This is a genomic window from Mariniflexile aquimaris (assembly GCF_042676825.1).
In the GTDB taxonomy this organism is placed as follows: domain Bacteria; phylum Bacteroidota; class Bacteroidia; order Flavobacteriales; family Flavobacteriaceae; genus Mariniflexile; species Mariniflexile aquimaris.
In genome coordinates this window covers 1,103,762-1,129,550 of record NZ_JBHTIB010000012.1, presented here as the reverse complement: position 1 = coordinate 1,129,550, position 25,789 = coordinate 1,103,762, and the positions used below count along the sequence as shown (strand labels likewise).

General features: G+C 30.5%; 16 protein-coding genes. 11 read left to right on the top strand and 5 right to left on the bottom strand.

Translation table 11 applies throughout. The features are described 5' to 3' along the window. Positions 1 to 10 precede the first annotated feature (10 nt). The 4 genes from ACFQ0I_RS13045 to ACFQ0I_RS13030 are packed head-to-tail and all read right to left on the bottom strand — an operon-like array spanning position 11 to position 2,297. On the bottom strand, positions 11 to 850 hold the full coding sequence (locus ACFQ0I_RS13045; RefSeq protein WP_379942935.1) for a RipA family octameric membrane protein: 840 nt from the start codon (positions 848 to 850) through the stop codon (positions 11 to 13). Next, positions 850 to 1,314: a TIR domain-containing protein gene (locus tag ACFQ0I_RS13040; protein WP_379942933.1), complete on the bottom strand. Its 465-nt coding sequence runs from the start codon at positions 1,312 to 1,314 to the stop codon at positions 850 to 852. Before ACFQ0I_RS13040 ends, ACFQ0I_RS13045 begins: the two co-directional genes overlap by 1 nt. 30 nt (positions 1,315 to 1,344) lie before the next feature. After that, positions 1,345 to 1,608: a hypothetical protein gene (locus ACFQ0I_RS13035; protein ID WP_379942932.1), complete on the bottom strand. Its 264-nt coding sequence runs from the start codon at positions 1,606 to 1,608 to the stop codon at positions 1,345 to 1,347. Continuing rightward, the gene (locus ACFQ0I_RS13030) at positions 1,575 to 2,297 is read right to left on the bottom strand and encodes an endonuclease domain-containing protein (protein ID WP_379942930.1); all 723 of its coding nucleotides are present in this window, start codon (positions 2,295 to 2,297) and stop codon (positions 1,575 to 1,577) included. Before ACFQ0I_RS13030 ends, ACFQ0I_RS13035 begins: the two co-directional genes overlap by 34 nt. A gap of 234 nt (positions 2,298 to 2,531) precedes the next feature. Between ACFQ0I_RS13030 and ACFQ0I_RS13025 the strand changes: the two genes are divergently transcribed. The 11 genes from ACFQ0I_RS13025 to ACFQ0I_RS12975 all read left to right on the top strand — a co-directional run bounded on the left by ACFQ0I_RS13025 (position 2,532) and on the right by ACFQ0I_RS12975 (position 23,162). Beyond that, on the top strand, positions 2,532 to 2,789 hold the full coding sequence (locus ACFQ0I_RS13025; protein ID WP_379942929.1) for a hypothetical protein: 258 nt from the start codon (positions 2,532 to 2,534) through the stop codon (positions 2,787 to 2,789). 154 nt (positions 2,790 to 2,943) lie between these two features. After that, positions 2,944 to 3,573, top strand: coding sequence for a hypothetical protein (locus ACFQ0I_RS13020; protein ID WP_379942928.1), 630 nt, complete (start codon positions 2,944 to 2,946; stop codon positions 3,571 to 3,573). Between the two features lie 56 nt (positions 3,574 to 3,629). After that, the gene (gene rnhA / locus ACFQ0I_RS13015; protein ID WP_379942927.1) at positions 3,630 to 4,316 is read left to right on the top strand and encodes a ribonuclease HI; all 687 of its coding nucleotides are present in this window, start codon (positions 3,630 to 3,632) and stop codon (positions 4,314 to 4,316) included. 191 nt (positions 4,317 to 4,507) lie between these two features. Beyond that, positions 4,508 to 9,307 carry a RecQ family ATP-dependent DNA helicase gene (locus ACFQ0I_RS13010; RefSeq protein ID WP_379942925.1) on the top strand — a complete coding sequence of 1,600 codons (4,800 nt, stop codon included), beginning with the start codon at positions 4,508 to 4,510 and terminating at the stop codon, positions 9,305 to 9,307. Positions 9,308 to 9,331: 24 nt separating this feature from the next. Next, positions 9,332 to 11,305 (top strand): AAA family ATPase, encoded by a 1,974-nt coding sequence (locus tag ACFQ0I_RS13005; protein ID WP_379942924.1) that lies wholly within the window; start codon positions 9,332 to 9,334, stop codon positions 11,303 to 11,305. Beyond that, the gene (locus ACFQ0I_RS13000) at positions 11,289 to 12,275 is read left to right on the top strand and encodes a hypothetical protein (protein ID WP_379942923.1); all 987 of its coding nucleotides are present in this window, start codon (positions 11,289 to 11,291) and stop codon (positions 12,273 to 12,275) included. The genes ACFQ0I_RS13005 and ACFQ0I_RS13000 overlap by 17 nt, the downstream gene beginning before the upstream one ends. 20 nt (positions 12,276 to 12,295) lie before the next feature. Continuing rightward, entirely contained in the window at positions 12,296 to 14,419 is a 2,124-nt protein-coding gene (locus tag ACFQ0I_RS12995) for a type I restriction-modification system subunit M (RefSeq protein WP_379942922.1), read from the top strand. Continuing rightward, positions 14,416 to 15,675, top strand: coding sequence for a restriction endonuclease subunit S (locus ACFQ0I_RS12990; RefSeq protein WP_379942920.1), 1,260 nt, complete (start codon positions 14,416 to 14,418; stop codon positions 15,673 to 15,675). Before ACFQ0I_RS12995 ends, ACFQ0I_RS12990 begins: the two co-directional genes overlap by 4 nt. 12 nt (positions 15,676 to 15,687) lie before the next feature. Next, positions 15,688 to 17,544, top strand: coding sequence for a DUF262 domain-containing protein (locus tag ACFQ0I_RS12985; RefSeq protein ID WP_379942919.1), 1,857 nt, complete (start codon positions 15,688 to 15,690; stop codon positions 17,542 to 17,544). Positions 17,545 to 17,550: 6 nt separating this feature from the next. Then, complete coding sequence (locus tag ACFQ0I_RS12980; RefSeq protein WP_379942918.1) at positions 17,551 to 19,878, top strand: DUF262 domain-containing protein; 2,328 nt, start codon at positions 17,551 to 17,553, stop codon at positions 19,876 to 19,878. Next, positions 19,878 to 23,162, top strand: coding sequence for a type I restriction endonuclease subunit R (locus ACFQ0I_RS12975; RefSeq protein ID WP_379942916.1), 3,285 nt, complete (start codon positions 19,878 to 19,880; stop codon positions 23,160 to 23,162). Before ACFQ0I_RS12980 ends, ACFQ0I_RS12975 begins: the two co-directional genes overlap by 1 nt. A 999-nt stretch (positions 23,163 to 24,161) precedes the next feature. Here the strand turns inward: ACFQ0I_RS12975 and ACFQ0I_RS12970 are convergent. After that, positions 24,162 to 25,496: an exonuclease domain-containing protein gene (locus ACFQ0I_RS12970; RefSeq protein ID WP_379942914.1), complete on the bottom strand. Its 1,335-nt coding sequence runs from the start codon at positions 25,494 to 25,496 to the stop codon at positions 24,162 to 24,164. Between the last annotated feature and the right edge of the window lie 293 nt (positions 25,497 to 25,789).

Sequence of the window (25,789 nt, the reverse complement as noted above, 5' to 3'; positions counted from 1 at the left end):
TTATTTGTTTTTAGTGGTGACAATGTGGAATTAACTGAATAAGTAAATAACCTAAATAGCTGAGTTCAAGAATGCCAATAATTACAATAAACGTTCTGAAATAGGTTATTACTTTGGTTTCTGTTTTTGAATTCGGTTCATATTTGATTTCTTCCGTCAAGATTTTCCATTCGTCCTCAAACATATTTGTTCTTAGTTGCTTTTCAATTTTGTCAATTACCTTGAATTTCCCTGTATTAAGCTTACCATATGAATCAATCAATCGTTCCCAGAAAAGTGAAATAATAAACGATAACAAAGTCAGGACAAACATTCCGATAGTCGCAGCTATTGAAAACCCGAAAGTTTTACCTAGCACAAACCCAACTGATAATATTGAAGAAGTAATAGTGAAGAAAAGGTTATTTACTTTCATTCGGCTTTCAGTAACCTTTTCTGTTGAACTGACCATCATTTTGTATTGCTCAAATTTCAATTTGCGATCGTCTTCAAATGTTTTGGTTAAAAAACTATAGCTCTGTTCTGCATTATCGAAAACCTGAAATCCTTGACAGAATAGGATTGAATCTTCTGTTGTCTTTTTTAACTTAATTCCAATGATTTGTTTATTTAACTGCTTCGCTTTGGCATATTCCCATTTTAACTGGTCACTTTGGAATGTTTCTTTACCTATCGCAAAAACAATAAAATCTGACTCTTGCATCTTTTGCTCAACAATATCTTTCCAATTTTCGGAGTGTTCTGTTTCTCTTTGAATGGCAAGAGCATTCTCAGAAGTTTTGAGTAAACTTTTAATCAAGGATTCTACTTCTTGATTTTCAATTGTTCTATTACAAATAAATAACTTCATTATATCCTTTTAATGACCTTGGCCAAATTATCCCAAGACCATGTTATTACTTTTTTGCCTCTCAATTCTGGTGGAATTGCACCTTGATCGTTTTTTTTGATGTGCATACCAATTACAGGTAAACCTACTTCCTTTGCACATTTTATTTCCCAACGAGCACCGCTTGAATGCCAAGTATTTTTGCTTAAAAGAACAATCATACCATCACAGGATTTTATTTTAGTACGGCACTTATGTTTCCACACCTTTTCGTCCCAAGGTTGTTTAACGGACATATCTACAAATGCGAAAGGTGACCGTTCACTTTTAGCCTGCGATGCCAAATAATTTCTGTATTGCTCATCTTCAATAGCAAAACTGATAAAGATGCGTTTCTTTATTTCTTTGCCTGATTCTTCTTCATCTTCAAAAAGTGCTTTTAGAAGAAGGGCAACTGCACCTGCACCAAGAATTACTGGCCACATATTCGACTTTTTAGTATTATTCTCATTCATTTATGTTTTATTAGCGTTGGCAAAAAATAGCTCATTTGGTTTTTCAGCGTTTGCCTGTGTGTCGGCAAAAACCAAATGTGCTATTTGTGCTGTCGGCTTTTTCAGCATGGCATAAAACGTTGATGTGTAAGGAACGTTGCGTGTTTGAGTGCGAGGATTTTCCGAAGGAAAATCAGATGCTAGCAAACAAAGCAACGACCAAAGGGTTAAACTAAAATAAGCAATGTTTTTTACCCGGTTTTGTAAGTTGGCTTTTCTATCCATTTTTTAATTTCCTCTACTATTATTTCCGTACATTCATTAACGTCTTTTCCTGTATATCTCAATACTTGAAAACCTAACTCTTGTAGTTTTCTGTCAATTCGTTTATCTCTTTGAGCTTGTTCTTCAGTTCTTTCGTGATAGGTATGACCATCTGTGTAAATACATAATTTCACATCTTTTTTCTCAATGTAAAAGTCCACAACAGTTAGTACTTCCTTAAAGTTGTTTTTTGGATTGTTATATGTCTTTCCTGCAATAGTTATATTTTCGCCTTTCCAATTCAGAGGATATTGTGCCTCAAATCGAATATAATTTTTATTTAAGGCAAGGAATAATTTCCTTTCTAAAGGACTTTGCAAGTCGAAAATACAAGTAAGACAATGGTTTGTTAATTTGTAGTTACAATTTTGGCAAAGTTCATCATCTGCAAAATGTTTGTCGAGTATGTTTGCTTTATCATTCGTAATGTCAAGTTTTTCGGCTGTTGTTGTTGATTCTATTAATTCCGAAATTTCATCACGCAATTTTGTTAATTCTTTTAAATCACAACGAAAAGTTTTGTTCCAATTCTGCCCTTTTTCAGTTACAGATATTAGATATTCTGTCGATTCTCTTTCTATATTGTCTTTTAAAAAAACATTTCTGTAAGTTCTTTTTATTTTTTCAATTTCAATAGGGATTCTTGCCATAGGTTATTTCAGTTAATGTCGTTTGTTCAGCTTGCTTACAATAATTAGGATATAGCCAATTAACCATATCCTCATTATATGTTCAGTTTTATAAGTCCAAATTTAAAGAAAAAACCCACTAATTATATGATATTGTAATATTTTTTATCGCTTAAATTCTTGTTCAGAAAAGTTATAGAATTACTACAACGGTAAGCAAGACTTAAAACACTCTGTTCTTAACTTTGTAAATCTATGAAATACACAAAATACTTTAGCGGCGTTTTAAGGAATCAAGGGGTTCCAAACCTAAATGTGGAACAATTTGCTAAACTCATGAATATTGTGTCTCTTGAAAGTAGAATGCAGGAACTTCTCGATATAAAGGAGTCAAATAAAAACAGGGAGGAATATTATAAATATGATGTTAGAATTAAGAGATTACAATCTAAAATTCTAAAGTTGACTTTAGGAGAAGATCCAAATATAGTTTTACGAAAAATGTGTTCCTAAATATTTTATTTACTTCTCCTTATCCCATCAATTACTTACGTTTAAAGCTAATATACAGTTTTATGCATTTTGTGACTTTTGTCATAAAACACCTTCATTGAATGATTTATTTTAGGCATGATAAAATATTTTATCATGACATTAAATCATAATCATGGATTGGAAAGCATATTTTGAAATGATGAAAGACTGGAAAAAACTTCCAGCTTACAAAGCCGAACCTAGAATAGATAGTTTAATTGGATATTTTCTAGAACCTATATTGGCAGATTTTCTTAAAGAGAAAATTGAAGGCGTCATTCCTGAATTGCCGATTCGATTAGGAACAGTTCAACCAAAATTAGAAAATACAAAATATGCCGAAAGATCGTATAAAGTAGATTTTTTTGCTGTTGGAAAAAATGGTACAAATTATTTGATTGAGTTTAAAACGGATACAAATTCACGAAGGACTAAACAAGATGAGTATTTAAATAATTCTAAACAATTAGGTACTGCTAACATCATAAATGGAATACTAAAAATTTCAAATGTTAGCACTTATATTACTAAATATAATCATTTAAAAAGTAAATTACAACAAGTGGGTTTATTAGATGCGGATAACAAATACAATGGAAAAAATAAAGAATTAGAAATTATTTACATACAACCCGTTAACCATAATAATGAAAATCTAGTAATTGATTTTAACTGGATTGCAGATTGGCTTGAAAAAAACAATAAGAAAGATTCATTTGAGACCGAACTATCAAATGCTTTAAGAATTTGGGCAAATGATTAAATTTGAACTACCAATTTATGTAAAATTATATTACTTTATTAAAACTCTCAATTCATATGAAAGAATGGAAAGAGATACCAGATATTGAATTGTATTCTGACGGTGGCGCTGAACCTAACCCAGGAAAAGGTGGTTTTGGTGTTATTCTAACATACAAAGGCAGATCAAAAGAGTTCTTCCAGGGATACGAATTAACTACAAATAATCGTATGGAGTTAATGGGCGTTATTTTTGGGCTAGAACAACTAAAAACCAAAGCAAAGGTTACAGTGTACTCAGATTCCAAATATGTTGTTGATGGTATAGTAAAAGGTTGGGCAGTAAATTGGGAAAGGAACAATTGGATTCGTAAAAAAGGCAATTTAGTGCTCAATAAGGATTTATGGGAAAGATTATTGGATGTTATTGATAAACATGAAGTTACATTTAACTGGGTAAAAGGACACGCAGGTCATGAAGAAAATGAACACTGTGATGTTTTAGCTAATCAAGGTATTAACTCAGAACATAAAATCAAGGATGAAGGCTACTTAGAGTATCTAGAAAATATTGAGTACTACCAAGAACAGAGCATTGTGAACGAAGGTGATAGTTGTAGAAAATGCCATACTTCAGTAATTAAAAAAACTCCAAAAAGCAAAAAGGCGAAGCAAGGCCAAACTTATTATTTTGAGTATTATCTATTTTGTCCAACATGCAAAACAATGTACTTCGTGGAGGAAGCCAAAAGGGAGATTCCGTAACAAAATAATTTATTTTAAAGAATAACTATTATCATCATAATTTAGCTCACTTAAGCCAGTATTTTACTATAAGAATTTATATATTTACTAATATGTAATTGGATTACCTTTTTAAAATATGACATATTTCAGAATCTTATAATGTTATTAATACGGGTATCCAGCGAGAATAAATTATTTATTAAATATTAATGAGCGGCATAGTTTTTATCGACATTGAAATTGACCCAAAAAGAAATAATATAACAGATATAGGAGCTGTTAATAAAGAAGGGCAACTATTTCATTCCAACTCGATAGATGACTTAATAAAATATATCAATGGTAATAAATACGTGTGTGGACACAATATTTTAAAACATGATATACCGTATCTTGAAAAGACATTGAAAATTGATTTTTCAAGCAATTATGCAATTGATACATTATACCTCTCTCCTCTGCTTTTTCCAAAAACACCTTATCACGCATTACTTAAAGACGATAAATTACAATCGGAAGAACAAAATAATCCCTTGAATGATGCTATAAAAGCAAAAGATCTTTTTTACGATGAGGTTTCTGTGTTTATGGACATGGATAATGATTTAAAACAAATCTTTTTTGCACTATTAGGAGGGGTAAATGAATTTGCGCCATTTTTTAGATTTTTAGAATGTGAGCTTCAATATAAAAACACAATAGAGCTAATAAAAGAAAGATTTAAATCTCAAATTTGTTGGAACGCTCAAATAGAAAAACTTGTTAATGAAAACCCTGTTGAACTTGCTTATTGTTTGGCATTAATTAACACAAATAGTCGATATTCAATAACGCCTCCTTGGGTTGTCAAAAATTACCCTGATGTTGAGCGGGTGATGTTTTTATTGCGAAACAATCCATGTATTACTAGTTGCCATTATTGCAATCAAGCATTGGATGCTAAAATTGGTTTAGAAAAATATTTTAAATTTAATTCTTACCGAACTTATAATGGTAAACCTTTACAAGAAGAAGCTGTTAATGCAGCAATTAATAATAAATCACTTTTAGCAGTATTCCCAACTGGGGGAGGAAAATCTATTACTTTTCAAGTTCCTGCATTAATGAGTGGAGAGAATGTGAGAGGATTAACAGTGGTTATTTCGCCTCTTCAATCGCTAATGAAAGATCAAGTTGATAATCTTGAAAAATCAGGTATAACCGAAGCTGTTACTATTAATGGTTTACTAGATCCAATTGAAAGGGCAAAATCTTTTGAAAGAGTTGAAAATGGATCAGCCTCTATATTATATATTTCGCCTGAATCTTTACGTTCTAAAACTATCGAAAATCTGTTACTTAAACGAAATGTAGTTCGTTTTGTAATTGATGAGGCGCATTGTTTTTCATCTTGGGGTCAAGATTTTAGAGTGGATTATCTTTATATTGGCGATTTTATAAAGCTGTTACAAGAAAAGAAAAATCTAGAAGACAATATTCCTGTATCTTGTTTTACTGCCACAGCTAAACAAATGGTAATTGAAGATATCAAAAACTATTTTCAGGAAAAGCTGACTATTCGATTAGAGACTTTTAGCTCCAAAGCTTCACGAACAAACTTAAATTATAAAGTTATTCCTAAGGATACTGAAGAGGAAAAGTACAATACCGTTCGTAATCTTATAGATGGCAAACAATGCCCAACAATAATATATGTTTCCAGAACCAGAAAGGCATTTCTGTTAGCTGAAAGACTATCGAATGATGGTTATTTAGCAAAACCATACCATGGTAAAATGGATAAACAGGAAAAGTCTGAGAATCAAGATAAATTTATATCAGGTGAAGTTCAGGTTATGGTCGCAACGTCTGCTTTTGGTATGGGAGTAGATAAGAAAGACGTAGGGATGGTAATTCATTATGAAATATCAGATTCACTAGAAAATTATGTACAGGAAGCAGGAAGAGCTGGTCGGGATGAAAATATATCAGCAGAATGCTATGTTCTTTATAACGAAGAAGATTTAAGTAAACACTTTATTTTACTAAATCAAACGAAACTCAATATTAAAGAGATACAACAAATCTGGAAAGCAATTAAAGACATCACAAGATTTCGCTCTAATGTTTCAAATTCAGCATTAGAAATTGCTAGAAAGGCAGGTTGGGACGATAATGTTGTTGAAATAGAAACAAGAGTTACCACTGCTATTGCAGCACTAGAAGAAGCGGGATATCTTAAACGTGGTCAAAATATGCCAAGAATATTTGCGACTAGTATATTATCTAAAAATGCACAAGAAGCAATCGAAAAGATTAGTAAATCAGAACGTTTTAATGAAAAACAAAAACAACATGGTATACGTATTATAAAAAAGTTGTTTTCAAGTAAAAGCCGAAAACAAGCAAATGACGAAGCAGCGGAATCAAGAATTGATTACATTTCAGATCATCTTGGGATTTTAAAAGAAGAAGTAATTAATGTGGTTAATTTGCTTCGAGAGGAAAATATATTAGCTGATACGAAGGATTTAACGGCTTTTATTAAAAGGGGTGAAAATATGAATCGTTCACTTGGAATCGTTCTAGTTTTTAGTGAAATTGAAAACTTTTTTTTAGCACAATTAGAAGAAACGGAAAAATCTTTTCATTTAAAAAGCCTTAATGAACTAGCGGAAGAAGAGGGGTTTAAGGATGTTTCTCCCAATAAACTTAAAACAATAATTAACTATTGGGCTATAAAAAATTGGATTAGAAGAAATAATGATGGTTATTCAAATAACCATTTTACTATAGTTGCAAATCATCCCATTAGTGAACTTAAAATCAAATTAGAGAAGAGACATGTATTAGCTAAGTTTATTATTGAGTACTTATTTAAAAAAAGTAGTCAAAATATAGAGGCGTATGATTTGCAAAAAGAACAAATACTTGTTGAGTTTTCGGTGCATGAATTAAAACAAGAATATGAACTTGAAAGTATTCTTTTTAAATTAAATATTCAAATTTCAGATATTGAAGACGCATTATTCTATTTGTCAAGAATTGATGCATTAAAAATAGAAGGTGGGTTTTTAGTCGTGTATAATAAATTAAGTATTGAGCGGTTAGAAAGGGATAATAAAAAGCGTTATAAAGCTGAAGACTATACGAAGCTTAAACAGTTTTATGAAAATAAAATCCAACAAATTCATATTGTTGGTGAGTACGCTAATAAAATGATTAGCGATTATAAGGAAGCTTTACAATTTGTTGAAGATTATTTTCAACTGAATTATTCCTCTTTTTTGAATAAATACTTTAATGTAAGTAGGCAAAAAGAAATTACCAGGAATATCACTCCTGCAAAATTCAGACAGTTATTCGGTGAACTTTCTCCAATTCAATTAAATATTATTAAAGATAATAGTTCCCCATATATTGCGGTAGTTGCTGGACCTGGCAGTGGAAAAACAAAACTGCTCGTGCATAAACTAGCTTCTCTATTACTAATGGAAGACATAAAACACGAACAGTTGTTAATGGTAACGTTTTCAAGAGCTGCAGCTTCTGAATTTAAAAAAAGACTATTTCAATTAATCGGAAATGCAGCGAGTTTTATTGAAATAAAAACGTTTCACTCGTATTGTTTTGATTTACTGGGCAAAGTTGGATCAATAGAAAAGTCAGATACTATTATTAAGCTAGCCATCGAAAAAATCAAGAATAATGATATTGAATCTAATCAGATAACTAAATTGGTTTTAGTTATCGATGAAGCTCAAGATATGGATTGTCATGAATTCGAGCTTATTAAGACGTTAATGGCCCAAAATGATGAAATGAGGGTTATTGCCGTTGGGGATGATGACCAAAATATTTATGAATTTAGAGGAGCAAGTTCGAAATACCTGGAACAGTTTATTATTCAACATCAAGCTAAAAAATATGAGCTTAATGAAAACTTTAGGAGTAAAAGTAATTTGGTAGAATATACCAATCAATTCGTGGAGACAATAAATCATCGGCTAAAACAAACTTCTATTATTGCGCATCAAAAAGACAATGCATCAGTTAAAGTAACCCAATATTCTAGTGATCATTTAATAAACCCAACTATTCAGGATGTTTTGACTTCAGACCTTTCTGGAACAACCTGTGTTTTAACACAAACTAATAATGAAGCTTTACAAATAACGGGACTACTAATTAAAAATGGCTTACCTGCTAAATTAATCCAAACAAATGATGGTTTTAGTTTATATAATTTGTTGGAAGTAAGGTATTTTATTGAACAGTTAAGCGCTACAAATAATACGATTATAATTAGCGACAGTAATTGGAAAGATGCTAAAAGAAAGTTGTGGGATAATTACAAGGGAAGCACAAAAATTGACATTTGTATTAACCTTATTAAAGAATTTGAACTAAGTAATCCAAAGAGAAAGTACCTATCAGATTTTGAGGTGTTTATTAGAGAATCAAAACTTGAAGATTTTATAAACACAAATGGAGAAACAATATTTGTATCTACAATACACAAAGCAAAAGGAAAGGAGTTTGACAATGTTTTTTTGATGCTGGATCATTTTAATCCAGATTCCGATGAGAAAAAAAGACAACTTTATGTAGCCATGACTCGTGCTAAACAAAAATTATCCATTCACTTAAATGGTAATTATTTAAATAATATTACTTGCACTGGTTTAGAACATGTTATAGACAATTTATGTTATGAAGATTCCAAGCTGTTGGTTTTACATTTAACACATAAGGATATTTGGTTAGACTATTACATTTCAAATCAACATCATCTTTCTGACTTAATCAGTGGTAATAAACTAAAAGTGAGTATTGATGGATGCTCAGACGATAAGGGGAATATTATTGTAAAGTTTTCCAATAGTTTTAAGGAAAAAATAATGGCATTTAATAGCAAAGGCTATTGTTTAAAAAGCGCAGAGATTAATTATTTAGTTTATTGGCAAAAGGAAGACACTAATGTAGATGTCAAGATAATTTTACCGGAATTACAATTTCAAAAGGAGTGAATAGAACTAATTAAATTTAATAAAATGAATTTAAAATATGCATGGATTAAAGAATATAACAATCTTATTGATGTTGAGTTTAACTTCAATCATTCAGGGAAAGAATATTTTCAATTTGAAAATCAAAAATTGATTATTAAAGATCGAGAGGAGGTTATTCCATTAAATTTCTATCCTAATAATATATCAGGGATTACTGCTATCGTTGGAGAAAATGGATCAGGAAAGACTAACTTAAGTGAGTTCCTTAATTATAATCTTGCACATGTAACCAGTCATGGATTATCTCGATATATGCTAGGTAAAGGAATAATTGTTTTGGATGATTTAATTTTTGTACAAGAGGAAATTGAAATTTTAAACCAAAGTGAGTTAACGAACAAAGGGTACAAAGTATTAAAATATGAATATAATCCACTAGATAAAGGTCAAGGCGAATTACGCTGGAATGAAATGGAGAAAAATAAATATATTTATTACAGCCCAAATTCCAATTTTAAAATGTTGTATCTACGCTCTGGATCTGATAATATTATTAATATTTCTACAAACTATTTGATGAATAATGATGTGTATAATTCTTCTAAATATAATATAGGTTATAGATACAAAGATAGAGGAGAAAAAACAGATTTATTGTATGCTTATTATAGAAATGAGAAAATTAGAGAATCCGATCTTGTTTTAAACTACAATAAAATAAATAATTGGTTAAAGCAACTTTCAGATCAAATGATACTTACCATAGATCATGAATCAGATAATCAGTTATTAAATTTAACTCCTTATCCATATAAGGATAGAAGTGAAAATGAAGAATTAATGAAGTCTAATCTAGATAGACTTCGTGATTTAGAAAGAGAATATATTGGACATTGGGATTTAGAAAGATTCAAAATACAAGCAAAAGATAATAGTGCTTATGATACATACTTAATTTCAGAAAAACAAAAAAAGGAACGATTTAGAGTTTTATTTTTTATTCAATTTTTCAGGATATATATTAATATTCATAAGACAACATTTCCAATAGGTTTTTTTGACGAATTTATATTTGAGTTAAAGTACAATTTGGATCATCCTAAATTAAGAAAGAAATTAAATAATTTAAAATCCAGCCTGAGTGAATTGTTCAAAGTTGCAGACTGGACAGAATATAAACAAGAAATTGAAAATTCGGATTCGGCCTCTTGGGATAAGAATGAAAAAGATAGATTTAAATTGTTTAATAATATTCACTTTAATATTAAAACAGACAAGAACAAAAAAATTATTAAGGAATTAATTTCCCTAACTAAAACTCTTTTAAAAAACCAACTACATTTCCATTATGAATTTGACCATAATTTAAGTTCTGGAGAACAGAATTTATTAAATTTTTATTCAAGATTTTATTGGGCAAAGGAGGAGATGCTATTTATAGAAAAGGATCATTATCACAGACACATTGAGAGCGTCGTTATTTATATTGATGAAGGTGAAGTTTCGTTACATCCTGAATGGCAAAGAAATTATTTTAAAAAGGCAATTGATTATCTAAGTGAACTTTTTCACGACAGGGAAGTCCAATTAATTCTTATTACTCATAGCCCATTTGTACTGTCAGATATTCCTAAAAATAATGTCATTTTTATGAAAAAGAATTCAGAAACAGGAAACGCTGAAATTGCGGATTTAGAAAGAGAAAAAACATTTGGAGCAAATATATATTCGCTTTTATCAGATTCATTCTTCATGAAAAAAGGAACTATTGGAGAATTTGCGAAGGAGAAAATTGAATGGGTAATTGAAACGCTTGACAACAAAGAGATTAATTTAACTGAAGATGTTATGGCACAGGTGAATTTCATCATTGAAGCTATCGGAGAGCCAATATTAAAAATGCAATTAGAATCTATGCGAGAGCAAAGATTAAATCTTTCTGATGTATCTATTATGAGAAGAAGAATTGAGAATCTAGAAAATCAAATAAAAAGGCAAAATGATAACGATCAATAAAAATAAAGTGAACGCAAATGATTTTGCTGATTTATTTTTGAAACCAGGAAGTAAATATGCTCTAACAACTAAAATCGATAATTGGTTGGCAGCTAACCCTAAGAATCGTGGTGGCGTTATTTTTAAATACCTAAAAACTAATATTAAATATATACTTACGGCAGAGCCTAAAGATCTAGAGAAAATAATTAATGAATTTATTTCAAAAGGATATCAGAAAAAAATTATTAATAAGAAGGGAAAGCTTAACAAGTTAGGATTAGATATTGAAACTCTTTTTAATTATAAGGGTTTTCGTGATAGTAAAAAAGCAATTTGGTTAGCTGAAAATTTAAATATTAAAACATGTACCTATTGCAATACTCAATATACCTTGTTTGTTGAGCATAATTCTAAAAAAAAATTATTATTTCATTTAGACCATTTTTTTCCTAAAAGTGTGTATCCATATTTGAGTTTGTCCTATTATAATCTTATACCATGTTGTGCGAGTTGTAACATGAGTAAATCTGATAAACCTTATAACATAGCAGATAACATTCATCCATATGAAGATAGTTTAGATGAGATAGCTAAATATAAAGCGACCAGTAAAAGTCTGGCTCAATTTCTTTTAAATGTCAATAAAAACGAAAATATGATAGAACTTCAATTAAATGTTCGGGCAAAATATATTGGAGATCTAAAAATAGAAAAGAAATTAAGCAACTATAAAAATGAGTTTAAAGTAGAGACGCAGTATCAACAATTTAAAGACGTTGTTGGAGAAACTTACTTAAAAGGTTTATTCTATAACTCTAGCAGAAAAAAAGAACTTGTCTCCTTTTTTAAAAAGTATAAAGGCATTACTTTAACCAAAGAAATGATAGATCGTTTTATTGTCGGTAACTATACTGAAGACAAGGATTTACTAAAACGACCTTTAGCAAAAATGATGAAAGATATAAGTGAAGATTTTAAATTAATTTAAAAGAAAAGAATAAAATATAAATGACCAATCAACAATTAAAAGATTTAGAAGCAAAACTTTGGGATTCTGCCAATGCCTTGCGTGCACATGGCGGATTAAAAGCATCAGATTATGCAGTGCCCGTTTTAGGATTAATATTCTTAAAGTTTGCCGAAAATAAGTATAGCCAACACGAACCTGAAATCTTAAAAGAATACCAAAAGGATAAAGGCACCAGAATGGAACGCCCTGTTCAAGATGTTGCTATTGCAAAATGTGGTTTCTATCTGCCGGACAATGCGAGATACGATTATTTATTGAAATTAAAGGGAAATAAAAGAGCTGAAGCCTTGCGTGATGCTATGAAAGGTATTGAGAAGCATCAAGATGCGAAGTTTCAAGATGTACTGCCAACTGAAGCCTATTTTGAAATTGAAAAGAAAAAAGATGACATCTTACCACAACTTTTAAAAACATTTTCAGACATCCCAAAGGATGCCAGTGGAGATATTTTTGGTAAAATTTACGAATACTTCCTGGGCAAGTTTGCAATGAGCGAAGGCCAAAAAGGTGGCGAGTTCTTTACGCCAACTTCAGTAGTACGTTTTATTGTTGAGGTTATAGAACCTTATAAAGGTAAAATATACGATCCAGCCTGTGGTTCTGGTGGTATGTTTGTACAATCTGCTGATTTTATTGCACACGAAGGTCACGACTTAAACGATATTTACGTCTATGGGCAAGAGTATATGGGAGAAACCGTTCGTTTGGCAAAAATGAACTTACTGGTGCACAATTTACGTGGCGAAATTACCGAAGCTAACTCTTATGATAGCGATCCATATGATGGGTATGGAAAGTTTGATTTTGTAATGGCTAATCCACCATTTAACGTAAAATCGGTAAAAGAAAGCACCGTTAAAAACGACAAGCGTTTTTACGAATATGGTTTACCAAAAAACAAAGGAAAAAGCGACGATAAAATAAGTGATGCTAATTACTTATGGATTTCACTTTTTGCAACTTCTTTAAATAAAAATGGGCGTGCAGGTTTTGTTATGCCTAATTCAGCGTCTGATGCCCGTAATTCGGAACACGACATTCGTAAAAATATTGTGGATTCTGGCATTGTAGATTGTATGGTAAGTATGCCAACCAATATGTTTTTAACAGTAACATTGCCTGCAACCTTATGGTTTTTCGATAAGCAAAAAGTACATACTGCACGTAAAGACAAAATTTTGTTTTTAGATGCACGTAATGTGTATAATCAAATTGATCGTGCGCATAGAGAATGGACCACAGAAAACCAACAAAATTTAGCAGCTATTGTGCGTTTATATCGTGGTGAAACAGAACGCTATTTAGAATTAATATATAGCTATATAAAACAAGCAGCTGTAACGGCAAATGAGGTTGAACCAGCAATGGAAGCTTTAGAGGCACAAATTGAAAAGCTAATTAAACGTTTAAAGAAATACGTAGCAGATACCAAAGATGCCCAACGTACGCCTGCCAAAGTAAAGGCCTTAAAAGAAACAGATTTCTTTAAAAAAGTGGAAAGTTTTACTAAGGCAATTGCAAAAACAAATGAAACGGTGTTGGGCAATTTAGCACACCCCATTGAAAATACACCTTTAGAAAACGATGCGCAATTAGAGGCGGCAGCTCATTTGCAATGGAGTGTAACCCAAAACCAATTAAATGCAGATGCGCTTAAACAAGATGTTAACACACTTTTAGATTTGTACAAAATAGCCGACCAAAACTTAAAGTTACCTACAGATAAAGATTGGACAATAAACAGCTTAAGCAGAGCAGATAAACCTTTAGAAGAGGCCTTACAAAACTATATAGAAGCTACAGAACAAGCAACTTATTGGGTTAACAATATAAATTGGTTACAATCTCGTTTTCCTGAAGCAAAATATGAAGATATAGTGGGTTTATGTAAAATGGCGGATAAAACAGAGTATGCTGAAGAACAAGATTATTCTTTAAATGCTGGACGTTATGTTGGAGTTGTATTTGAAGATGATTTAATTAATAAAGAAGAGTTTAATTCTAAATTCAAAAGCTTACAAGATAATTTTAAGATTTTAGTTGAAAGTGGTCAAGACTTAGAAAATAAAATCATTGCTAACTCAAAATGTCTTGTTGAATGATTTTAAATGATTTATGTGAATTTATAATTGATTGTGAGCATAAAACAGCTCCTACTCAAGAAACGGGTTATCCATCAATAAGAACTCCAAATATTGGAAGAGGAAACTTAATTTTAGAAGATGTAAATCGTGTCTCTGAAGAAGTTTATCAAGACTGGACAAAAAGAGGAAAGCCTAAAGGAGGTGATTTAATTATTGCACGTGAGGCACCAGTTGGAAATGTGGCTATTATTCCTGAAGGGTTAAAAGTTTGTCTCGGACAGAGGACAGTCTTGGTTAGGCCTAATAATGATAAAGTTGATTCAAGATATCTTTGTTATTATTTGTTAGGAAATGAGGCTCAAGGTCAAATTTTGACAAAAACAAGTGGTGCAACTGTAGCTCATTTGAACATGAAGGATATACGAGGTTTAAAAATTAGTTATCTTCCAAATCCCTCAACCCAAAAAAAAATAGCCTCCATTCTTTCTGCTTACGATGATTTAATAGAAAACAACAACCAACGCATCAAGCTTTTAGAAGACATGGCAGAAGAAATCTACAAAGAGTGGTTTGTACGGTTGCGTTTTCCTGGGTATAACGAAGCGGTCTTTTTAGATAAAGACGGAAAGCAAGTTGCTCCTGGAACAAAAGGGGCTATTCCTGATGGATGGGAGAAAAAATCTATTAAAGAGATTGTACATAATAAAAAAGAAAAGTATAAGGAAGAAGAGCATTTTCATTTAGGAATATTTGATTTATCTAGAATGCCGAGAAAAAGTCTTTTAATTCCACAGTTTGGAGATTCTGGCGAACTTGAATCATCACGTATAATATTTAAAGAAAATGACATTTTGTTTGGTTCTATAAGGTCGTATTTTCATAAAGTGAGTAGTGCTAATAAGAATGGAATAACCAATGTTTCTGTTTTAATTTTTAGACCTAAAAAAGAGATTTATAGAAGTTATTCACTTTTTACATTTTTCAGTAATCAATTTATTAATTGGTCAATCAACTTTAGTAATGGCACTAAAATGCCAACGATTTCTTGGAATGAAGTCCAAAATTATTCCATTAATAAACCTACTGACGATTTATTAAAATCGTTTGAAGAAATTGTTTTTCCAATGATAAAAGAAATACACGTTCTGTCAGATAAAAATATAGTACTTCAAGAAACTAGAGATTTATTATTACCACGTTTAATAAGTGGTAAGTTATCTGTGGAAAATTTGGAGTTAGAAACATTACATATGGCTGCAGAGCCTCAAGAATAATATAGTAATTAAATGAGTCAAACAAAACCACTTATAGCTCTTTTTGATAAAGATTTTATTATACCTCACTACCAACGTGGCTATCGATGGGGAGAACAAGAGGTTACAGAACTTCTAAACGATATATGGTATTTCACCAAAACATCAAACAATGGTGAGTTTTATTGTTTGCAGCCAATCGTTGTGCAAAAGGAAGGAGTTGATATCGAAGAAAAATATATTGTACTAGATGGGCAACAGCGATTAACCACATTGTATTTAATTATAATGTTTTTAGAAGAAAGACGTTTTGAAGATGGTTATAATCAACCTTTATTTAGGCTTAAGTACGAAACAAGACCAAACAGTGAATCTTTCTTAAAGGATAAAAAGTTTAAAGAGAAAATAGATGATTCCAATATAGATTTCGATCATATTTCTAAAAGCTATAATTACATTAAATCTTGGTTTCATAATCATGCAGGAGCAAAAAGTAAGATGATTCCTGTTTTGTTGGACGATAATGGTTTAGGTAATCGTAATATTCGTTTCATTTGGTATCAAGTGCCTAAATCTACTAATCCCATAGATGTTTTTATTAGACTAAATGTGGGTAAAATACCGCTAACTGATGCAGAGTTGATAAAAGCGTTATTGCTTCAAAGTGATAAATATCCTAAAGAAGATTTAAAGTTTATCAAAATGATGCTATTTGAAATAGCGTCAGAATGGGATAGCATTGAATATACTTTGCAACAAGAAGAGTTTTGGTATTTCTTAAACAATAAAGACAACACAAAGCCAACACACATTGAGTTTATTTTTGATGCAATCGCACAATCCATAGAAAAAGAACATCATTTTTTAAAAGAATTCAATTATTTAGAAACTAAAAACTTAAAACACGCTACATTTTTAATATTGGCTGCCTATTTAGAAGATCAAATTACTAATCGTCAAAAACATAGAATAGAAGTTGTAAAAGAAATCTGGGATAAGATTACTGCTTACTTTGAATATTTTAAAGAATGGTTTAATAATAGAGAGTTATTCCATTATATAGGTTATTTAATAGAAATAAAAGGTGCTGGAATTATAGATGCCTATATTGCTAATTCTAAAAAACTTACCAAAACGGAATTTGTAGTATTTTTAGAAGAAGAAATTTCTAAAGTCATTAAAGTTTCGGGTATAATAACCGATAATGAAGGTAAGGAACATCCTCTACTACTAAAACATCTTTGTTATGAAGATGAGGTTAATAAGCGAAATGACAAGCCGCTTATTACAAGAATTTTATTTCTACATAACGTTGTGGCCACTCAAAAATCAGAAAAGGAAAAGGCTAAATTTCCATTTAACCTCTACAAAAAAACGAAGGAAAATGAAAAATGGAGTTTAGAGCATATTCATGCTAGAAACTCTGATGCTATTTCAAATGCAGATCATCAAAAATCTTGGTTAAAAGAGCATATAAAATCGGTTGAAAAACTAAATAAAAAGAAGTTTAAAAAGGTTCTAAGTAAAATGAAGAAAGTTTCTAATAAAGAGGAAATAGAGCAAGATGAATTTGATGATATTTACAATGAAGTTTATGATTTAATAGATACAGAATCTGGTATCAATGATAAAAACAAACACCTGATAAGTAATTTGTGTTTACTAGATGCTAATACAAATAGTGCCTTAAACAAGGCCGTTTTTGATGTTAAACGCGAAATAATAAAGCAACGAGAATTAAAAGGGTTTTATATACCAGTATCTTCTAGAAATGTGTTTTTAAAAGCGTATACAAGTTATTCGCAAAATAATGCTTACTGGACAGATACTGATAGAGAAGATTATTTAGAAAGTATTGTAAAAACATATAATTATTTCGTGAGAAATTAGAGGATAATGGGGTATACACTATATAAATTACTTGAAGAAAACACGGTAAAAATCCCATTAATACAAAGGGATTACGCACAAGGAAGAGCTTCTGAAGAAAAGGTTCGTAATGATTTTATTGATAAAATTAAATCCAACTTATTAGAAGAAAACAAAAAACTAAACTTAGATTTTGTTTACGGTTACACAACCAAGCATTCTAATGATAATTTAAATTTTATTCCGTTAGATGGTCAGCAACGTTTAACGACATTATGGTTAATACATTGGTATTTTGCAATTAAAGAAGGGATTCTCAAAGATGGTCGGGACAAAAACTCAGAAATTTTACTTTTAGGTTTTACCTATGAAACCAGAATTTCATCTAAACGTTTTTGTGAAAAGCTAGTGCAAAACCCACTGATTTTTGATAACAAAACGAAATCGTTAAAAGACAAAATTGTTGATGCATCATGGTTTATGTCCTCTTGGAACAATGATCCAACAATTAAGGCCATGTTGAACATGATAGACACAATTCACACCAGAATGTGCAGTATCGAAAATGTTTGGCATAAATTAACTGAAGAAAACAGAATAACTTTTGACTACATAGATATAAAATCTGAAGAGTTTAAACTTACAGATGAATTATATATAAAAATGAATTCAAGAGGTAAACCATTGACACCTTTTGAAAATTTCAAAGCTATTTTTTCTCAAGTATTAAACGATGAAAATTCAGATTATTATAAAGAAAAAATTGAGTACGAAAACAGTAAAGTTACTTACCAACAATATTTTTCATTCAAAGTTGATGGTAAGTGGACAGATTTATTTTGGGATTATAAAGATACTCGTGATAATTTAGATGATAATTTCCTGAACTTTTTTTATTACATCGCAGAAATGCTTCATTATAGAGAAAATAAGGAAGATGATTTTCAACGAAATTTTGAATATCTTGAAACGGTATTCTCGAAAAAAAAGAACGTTGATTTTCTTTTTAAATCTTTAGATTTATTAGTTGGTATTAAGGATAAAAAACTATTTTTCGATACAATCTTCAGTATTGATGAGTATCAAATAGGTAAGGTGAAATTATTTGGAGAAACCAATACAGATTTATTTTTTAAGTCTTTTACAAACAGTTCTTTTGAGGTTTTATTGAGAGTCTTGTTTTATGGCTTGTTAAAGTATTTAATCGAAACTAAAACAACACAACCAACAGACGATCTCATTAACTTTATTCGCATATTAAGAAATATGCTTTTAAGGGTAAGGCAAATAAATACTTCAAAACGTATTGAAGTTATATCTAATTTACGCTTACCATACTTCAATAGCTATGTGCAATTTATTGACGGTTTTATTAAAAATATAACTGAAGAAAAAGCGGTATATCACTCTTTTGTGAACAATTCCTTTAAAGGGTTTACGCAAGACTCATTTACATTAGAGAAGAAAAAAATAAACTCACTTCTTAAAAATCCGCAAATAGAAAAAAACATCTACAAGTTAGAAGATCATAATTATGTATATGGTATTCCAGATAATTTTATTATTGAAGATGAGAATTTTGAAGAGAAAGTAGAAGCCTTTTATGAAATATGGAATTTTGATAAAGTCAGTAATTCTGAATTGGTAAGGGCACTTTTAACAAAAGGAGATTTTTCAGTAACTACTCACGATTATTCCAAACTAGGGTATATAAAGTATTTTGGAACAGAAGACTATTGGAATAGAATTATAGCACCTTCAAATGAAGATGAAAAACAAAACACAAAAAAAATATTAAATCAATTTTTAACCGAGTATATTAACTCAGTAAAAGATGCCATCTTAGATAGATTAGATGAAATGTTAAATGCCTATTCATCAGAAGATAAAGATTGGAGGTATTATTTTATAAAATATAAAGAAATAACCTCACCTTATTTTGGCCGATTAAATCTATTTTCTTGGAATGATAAAGATGGATTCAATATTAATAGTTTGGGGAATTCTGGAGTACAGCCCCTAGCGTCACATCATTTAAATCCATATTTAATAACCATTAGAAAAAAGTTAATTGAGTGTGGTTTTAGTACAGAAATTGTTAAACACTACAATGGGAGATATTCAGAAGAGTTGAGTTTTTTGAGTTTGCCAAAAGATATTAAACTTTATGTTGATTATGGTTGTTTTAAACTCCATAATCTGGTTAATTTAAAAAATCATCAATATATTATAAATGAGTTTAATATGGAAAAGGAAGATGATTATTATATTCTAAAAGAGTTAAAAGGAACAGATAAAATAGAAACAGCAATCCTATTTTGTACAAAAGTTTTACAATCTAATTATCTGAGTTAATGGCATTTTTAAACGAATCACATATAGAAGAAGCCGATATTCAATTTTTTGAATTGATATTGGGTTACCAACATATAAATGCTTGGGAGAAAAAACTCATTGGTAGGGATAGCTTAAAAGATGTAGTTTTAAAAGACGATTTAAAATTAGCATTAATTAGGCTTAATGACAATTTACCCAAAGAATGTATTGAGTTTGCTGTTGATGAGTTATGCAAAAGTCGTGCAAGTTTAACACCTGTAATTGCTAACAAAGAAATCTACAATCTAATTAAAAATGGTGTTCCTGTTTCTTACCAAAATAAGGAAGGTAGAGAAGAAAATGGGTACGTAAAAGTATTAGATTTTGACGATGAAACTAACAACGGTTTTTTAGTAGTATCTCAACTCAGCATAGAGTATTTACAAACCGATGGCATTACAAGAAGACCAGATTTAATACTATATGTTAATGGTTTACCTCTTGTAATGATAGAATTAAAAAATGCCACCGAAAAAGTAAAAGTTGGCTATGATCAAAATTTAAAGGATTATCAAAGAGATATTCCTCAATTGTTCTGGTATAATATGTTTGTTTGTATTTCTAATGGTATTCAAACACGTGTAGGATCTTTCAATGCTCCTTGGGAACATTTTTTCTCTTGGATAAAATTAGAAGACACTGCTGTTTCTCATGATCAAAAAACACGTATTGAAGTAGAAAAGGAAAGTGAAAAAATTAATAAACGATTAAGTTTAAAACTATTTGGTGAAGGGCTATGTAAAAAAGATAAAATCTTAGATTACTTTGAAAACTTTATATTATATCATAAAAACAAGGTTAAAATTATTGCCAAAAACCATCAATATTTAGGAGTTAATAATGCTATAGAGTCATTAATTTATAAAGATGATAAGAAGGGAAAACTTGGTGTTTTTTGGCATACACAAGGTTCAGGCAAATCATATTCTATGATTTTCTTTTCTCAAAAAATAAGACGTAAAATTGAAGGAAACTGGTCGTTTTTAATAATTACAGACAGAACAGATTTGGATGATCAAATCTATCGTAATTTTCAAGAGACTGAAATAATTATTGAGACTAAAGATCAAAAGGCCAATTATTATAGACCAAGTAATCGAGATGCACTGCAAGAATATTTACAATCAAATAGAACGTTTGTTTTTAGTCTTATTCATAAGTTCGGTATAGAAAAAGGAAAGACATATCCGCAATTAACCGATAGAAAAGATTGGATTGTTATTGTTGATGAGGCTCATAGAACACAATATAAAGGATATGGCGAAAATATGCGCATTGCCTTACCAAATGCACAATATATTGCTTTTACAGGCACCCCATTGTTAAGAAGTGAGTTAACTAAAGATTGGTTTGGACCTTACGTCTCTGAATATAATTTTGCGCAAAGTATTGAAGATGGAGCCACAGTGCCATTGTATTATAAGAAAAGTGTCCCTAGAGTTGAGCAAATAAATGAAGATTTAGTTGGGGATGCCGCTACGATTTTAGAAAATGAGAACCTGACTGAAGAGGGAAAGAAACAATTAGATCGAGAATATTCAACATTACTTCATGTTGTAAAAAGAGAAGATAGGTTACGAGAAATTGCCCTGCATATTGTACAGCATTATCCATATCGCTTAAATGTTTACAATGATGAAAAACAAAAAAAGCCAATGAAGGCTATGGTTGTTTGTATTGATAAATTTACAGCTGTAAGAATGTATGAATTTGTTCAGCAAGCACAAAAAGAAGAAATTAAAGATTTAAGAAAAAAGATAGTCAAGGAAAAAGATACTGAAATAAAGGAACGCTATAAAGAAGCGATAACTTTTATGGAAGAGACAAGAATGTCTGCTGTAGTGAGTCAAGAAGGATCTGATAAGGAAGAGAAAGAAGCCTTTGAAAAGGAAGGTCTAAATATAACACCACACAGGAAATTGATGGATTATCCTGATGACGATGGGCGCAATATTGAAGATTATTTCAAAGATCCCAATAGCACGTATAGAATAGTTTTTGTAACTGCCATGTGGCTAACTGGGTTTGATGCACCAGCAGTATCAACATTATATTTAGATAAACCTTTACAGAATCACACATTAATGCAAGCCATTGCAAGAGCTAATAGGGTAATTGAAGGTAAGAAAAATGGATTAGTAGTTGATTACTTTGGAGTTTTTAGAAATCTTAAAAAAGCATTAGCGGATTATGCTGAAGGATCGAAAGGAAAATCAGAAGATGAATTGGATGAATTTCCTGTTAAAGAGGTTGAGGAATTATTAGAACTTTTAGAACAGGCTATTATTGAAACCAAAATATTTTGCAAGGAAATTAATGCAGATATTGATAAGATTCTAGATCTTGGAGAAAAAGGTTTTAAAGAGGTTGAATTATTTCAGGAATACGCTAATTTGTTATTGGAAAAAGATGAATATAGAAAGCAATTAGGTTTATATGTAAATACAATTGTAGGGCTGTACGATTCGGCTAAACCAGAAATTTATGGTCATCCAGAAATTAAAAAAGCTAGAGATGTTTTTGAATATCTTCGAAAAGTTGTAGATAGAAATGTCGATCAAGATGAAGCTATAGAAAGAACAAAGAAAAAGATAGATGAGTTATTAGATACAAGTGTTATTGGTAAAGGAGATTTGCGAGATCAGGGCTATGAATATACAATAGATAATTCATCTCAAATTGATTTAAGTAAATTAGATTTCAATAAGTTAAGAGCTGAATTTCCAGATAAAAAACATAAAAACATTCAGTTCGCTGATTTGAGAGAGTTGATGGAAATTAAGCTCAAACAAATGGTGTCTCAAAATAAAACAAGAGGATCATTTTTAAGTCGGTTTGAAAAAATAATAGAAGATTATAATTCTGGCAGTTTGTCAATTGATGAAGCATATGAAGAGTTGGTTAAGCAGGCAGAAGATTTAACAAAAGAACAGGAAAGAGCGGCAAGAAACGAAATGACGGAAGCCGAGCAAGAATTGTTTGACTTGCTTAAAAAAGATAAGTTGACCAAAGCAGAAGAAAAAAATGTAAAACTAGCAGCATTAGATTTACTCAAAATTTTATTTGATGCTAAGAATAAAATTTTAATTCAAGAATGGCATAAAGAAAAGGCAACCCAAGAGATGGTGAAAAGGGAAATACAGAAAATTTTGCACAAGGATCTTCCCTCTTCTTATGATAGAAATATTTTTGCTGAAAAATCAGAAGTTATATTTAAGCATTTTTATGAATTAGCAGAGCAAGGAAGAGGTTTTGCGGCTTAAAGTGTATATGTTTTTTTATGAGATGAGCGTAATATTCAAATTCAAATAAGGAGTTTCTTGTAGATGATAAGTTTAATATTTTAGGTGAATTAAACTTTAATCATCCATTTGCATTAGAAGAACTTCAAAGGAATACTTGGGTTAGTCAAATTCAAATATTAAAAGACCAACCACGAGATTTTGAAAATGGTCAAGTTTACTTTGAATTTGGCATTCCTAGAATGGGAAATCTCGTTGATGTTGTTATTAAGCATTTTATTTTTGTTATAGAATTTAAAGTTGGCGATGGGACTTCTGGTAATTCTGCCTCGCGGGTAATTTGATCCGACCAATCAACGAAACCATAACCTAGATAAACAACGTTTTTAAAGAGCACAAATCCTTCTTCATCAGCATATCTTCCTTTTTGTTAAAAGTCTTTATTCCATTATCCATGATATGTGTATGGTGTTTTAAAATAATTAGTGAATAAATGAGCCTTTTAGAGACGCTACAAACTAGAACAATTTTGTTTCACTTAGTATCCAATTAAATATTAAACAAAAAGGATACATAATCTTTAAACAATTATACATTATATCGATAAAAAGTATAATTTATCGGATTAAATGAAAATATTTAATATATTAGTAGTCTAAATCTAGCAAAAAGTCACAATATTCTTTGTGGTTTTTATTATTTGTTCAACTTAAAATATGTGATATGGATGATTTTAAATTTTCTTGGGAAAACAATAAAAATTTTATTGACCAATCAAATTCTATTAAATTTTGGAATATAGCATTTAAACAATCGATTATACAGAATGGTGGTATAATTAGAGAAGAACTATACTGCAAGTCTAAAATCACTAATCAAACAAGAGTTTTCAGATTAATTAAGCTGAGTCGTTTATCTATCGATAACTATTTATCTGATGTTAAATACCTGAATTAATAGAGAACATATTAGCTTATTTTAAATGGATTAATAAACAAGTCGTGGTTAAAAATCAAATAATCATAAGTCCACCAGCTTGCTTCTAATTATTTTTTGAATATCGGCATTATCCTTTTGAGGGATCAAATAGTTTTCCAAATCTTCCTGGGATGTAATTTGTTCAGACTTATCAACAAATCCATAACCCATATATAAGCCGTTTTTTAGAAGAACAAAGGCTTCTTCATCAGCATGCCTTCCTTTTTGTTTAATGATAACATCTTTGGTGTTTTCAATCGTGTTTTTGATGGCTTTTTGCACGCGTTCGTTGTATAACTTTATGGGTTCTTTTTCAATACAAATACCTTGACAGGTTTTAATAAGGTAATGCGAACATTGGGCAACACCTTCTTGTAAATGACAATATTTTGGGCACAATTCGTACTCCATGCAAAGGCGTTCTAAAAATTGTCGGCAATCGGTAATATTATAAAAAGTAAGTAGAGGGCATGGTATTGCTTTTAGGGTATTGTATGCCAAATGGATGATGCCGTTTCGGTCCTCAAATTTGAAAATAGCATAAGTTTTTGGGTTTCTTTTGGAGGCTTGATTAAACTCTGGAAAGTATTTTTTTATAGCTGCATTTTCCATAAGAAGTGCGATAAATTCGCTTCCTGAAAGTTCAAAATCGATGTCTGCCGTTTCTCTGCAAAGATTGAGTTCCTTTTCCGTTTTGTTATAAAAATGACCTAAAACCCGTTTCTTCAAATCTTTTGCCTTGCCTACATAAATGACTTTACCTTTTTTATTTTTAAAATAATAAATGCCTGCTTCGTTTGGAATCCCATCAAAAACAGCACTCGGTAAATGTGGTGGTAAAGTCGCTTCTTTAGATGATTTTTTTAGAAAATCGTTAAACACGATTTCAGAAGCTTCGGTATTCAATAATTTTTCAAAAAGTATGACCGTGGCTTCAGCATCACCACGCGCACGATGCCTGCCGTTAATAGAAATATCCAGCGCAGCGCAAATTTTTCCTAAACTATAGGATTTATGACCAGGGATTAATTTTCTGGACAGCCGTACTGTGCACAATTTTTTTCGTCTAAAATCAATGCCAATAGCTTTAAATTCATTCCGAATCGCGTTGTAATCGAAATTGACGCTATGCGCCACAAAAATAGTTTCTTCTGTAATGTCTAAAATAGCTTGGGCAACTTCAGGAAATGTGGGTGCTTTGGCAACCATATAATTATCTATACCTGTTAAAGCAGTAATGTAATCTGGGATATAAGTTTCAGGATTTACTAAAGATGTAAATTCATCAATAATCTGTAAGCCGTCATGTTTGAAAATAGATATTTCAGTAATTTTATTTCCTGGGCCAGAAGTTTCAATATCTACAATGGTGTACATAAATTCAATATAATAAGTTAATCCACTTTTTCATCTTCAATTTTACTCATTGAATTTGGTAAATCTTCGGAATTGATTTTAAAATTAATATGCGTTCAGCGTGTTAGTATAACTAAAATTCTTCTTCCAAATTTGAAATGTATTAAAAATTCAGAAAATGACATAAATCAATGGTTAGATTCGAGCACTTTAGTACACTTTTGAATCATTGATTTTGCTTTTTTAAGCACGAATTTGTTTCTTATCCGCTTTAGTTCAAAGTAATGCATTATATGCTTGGTTGTTAAGTTTTT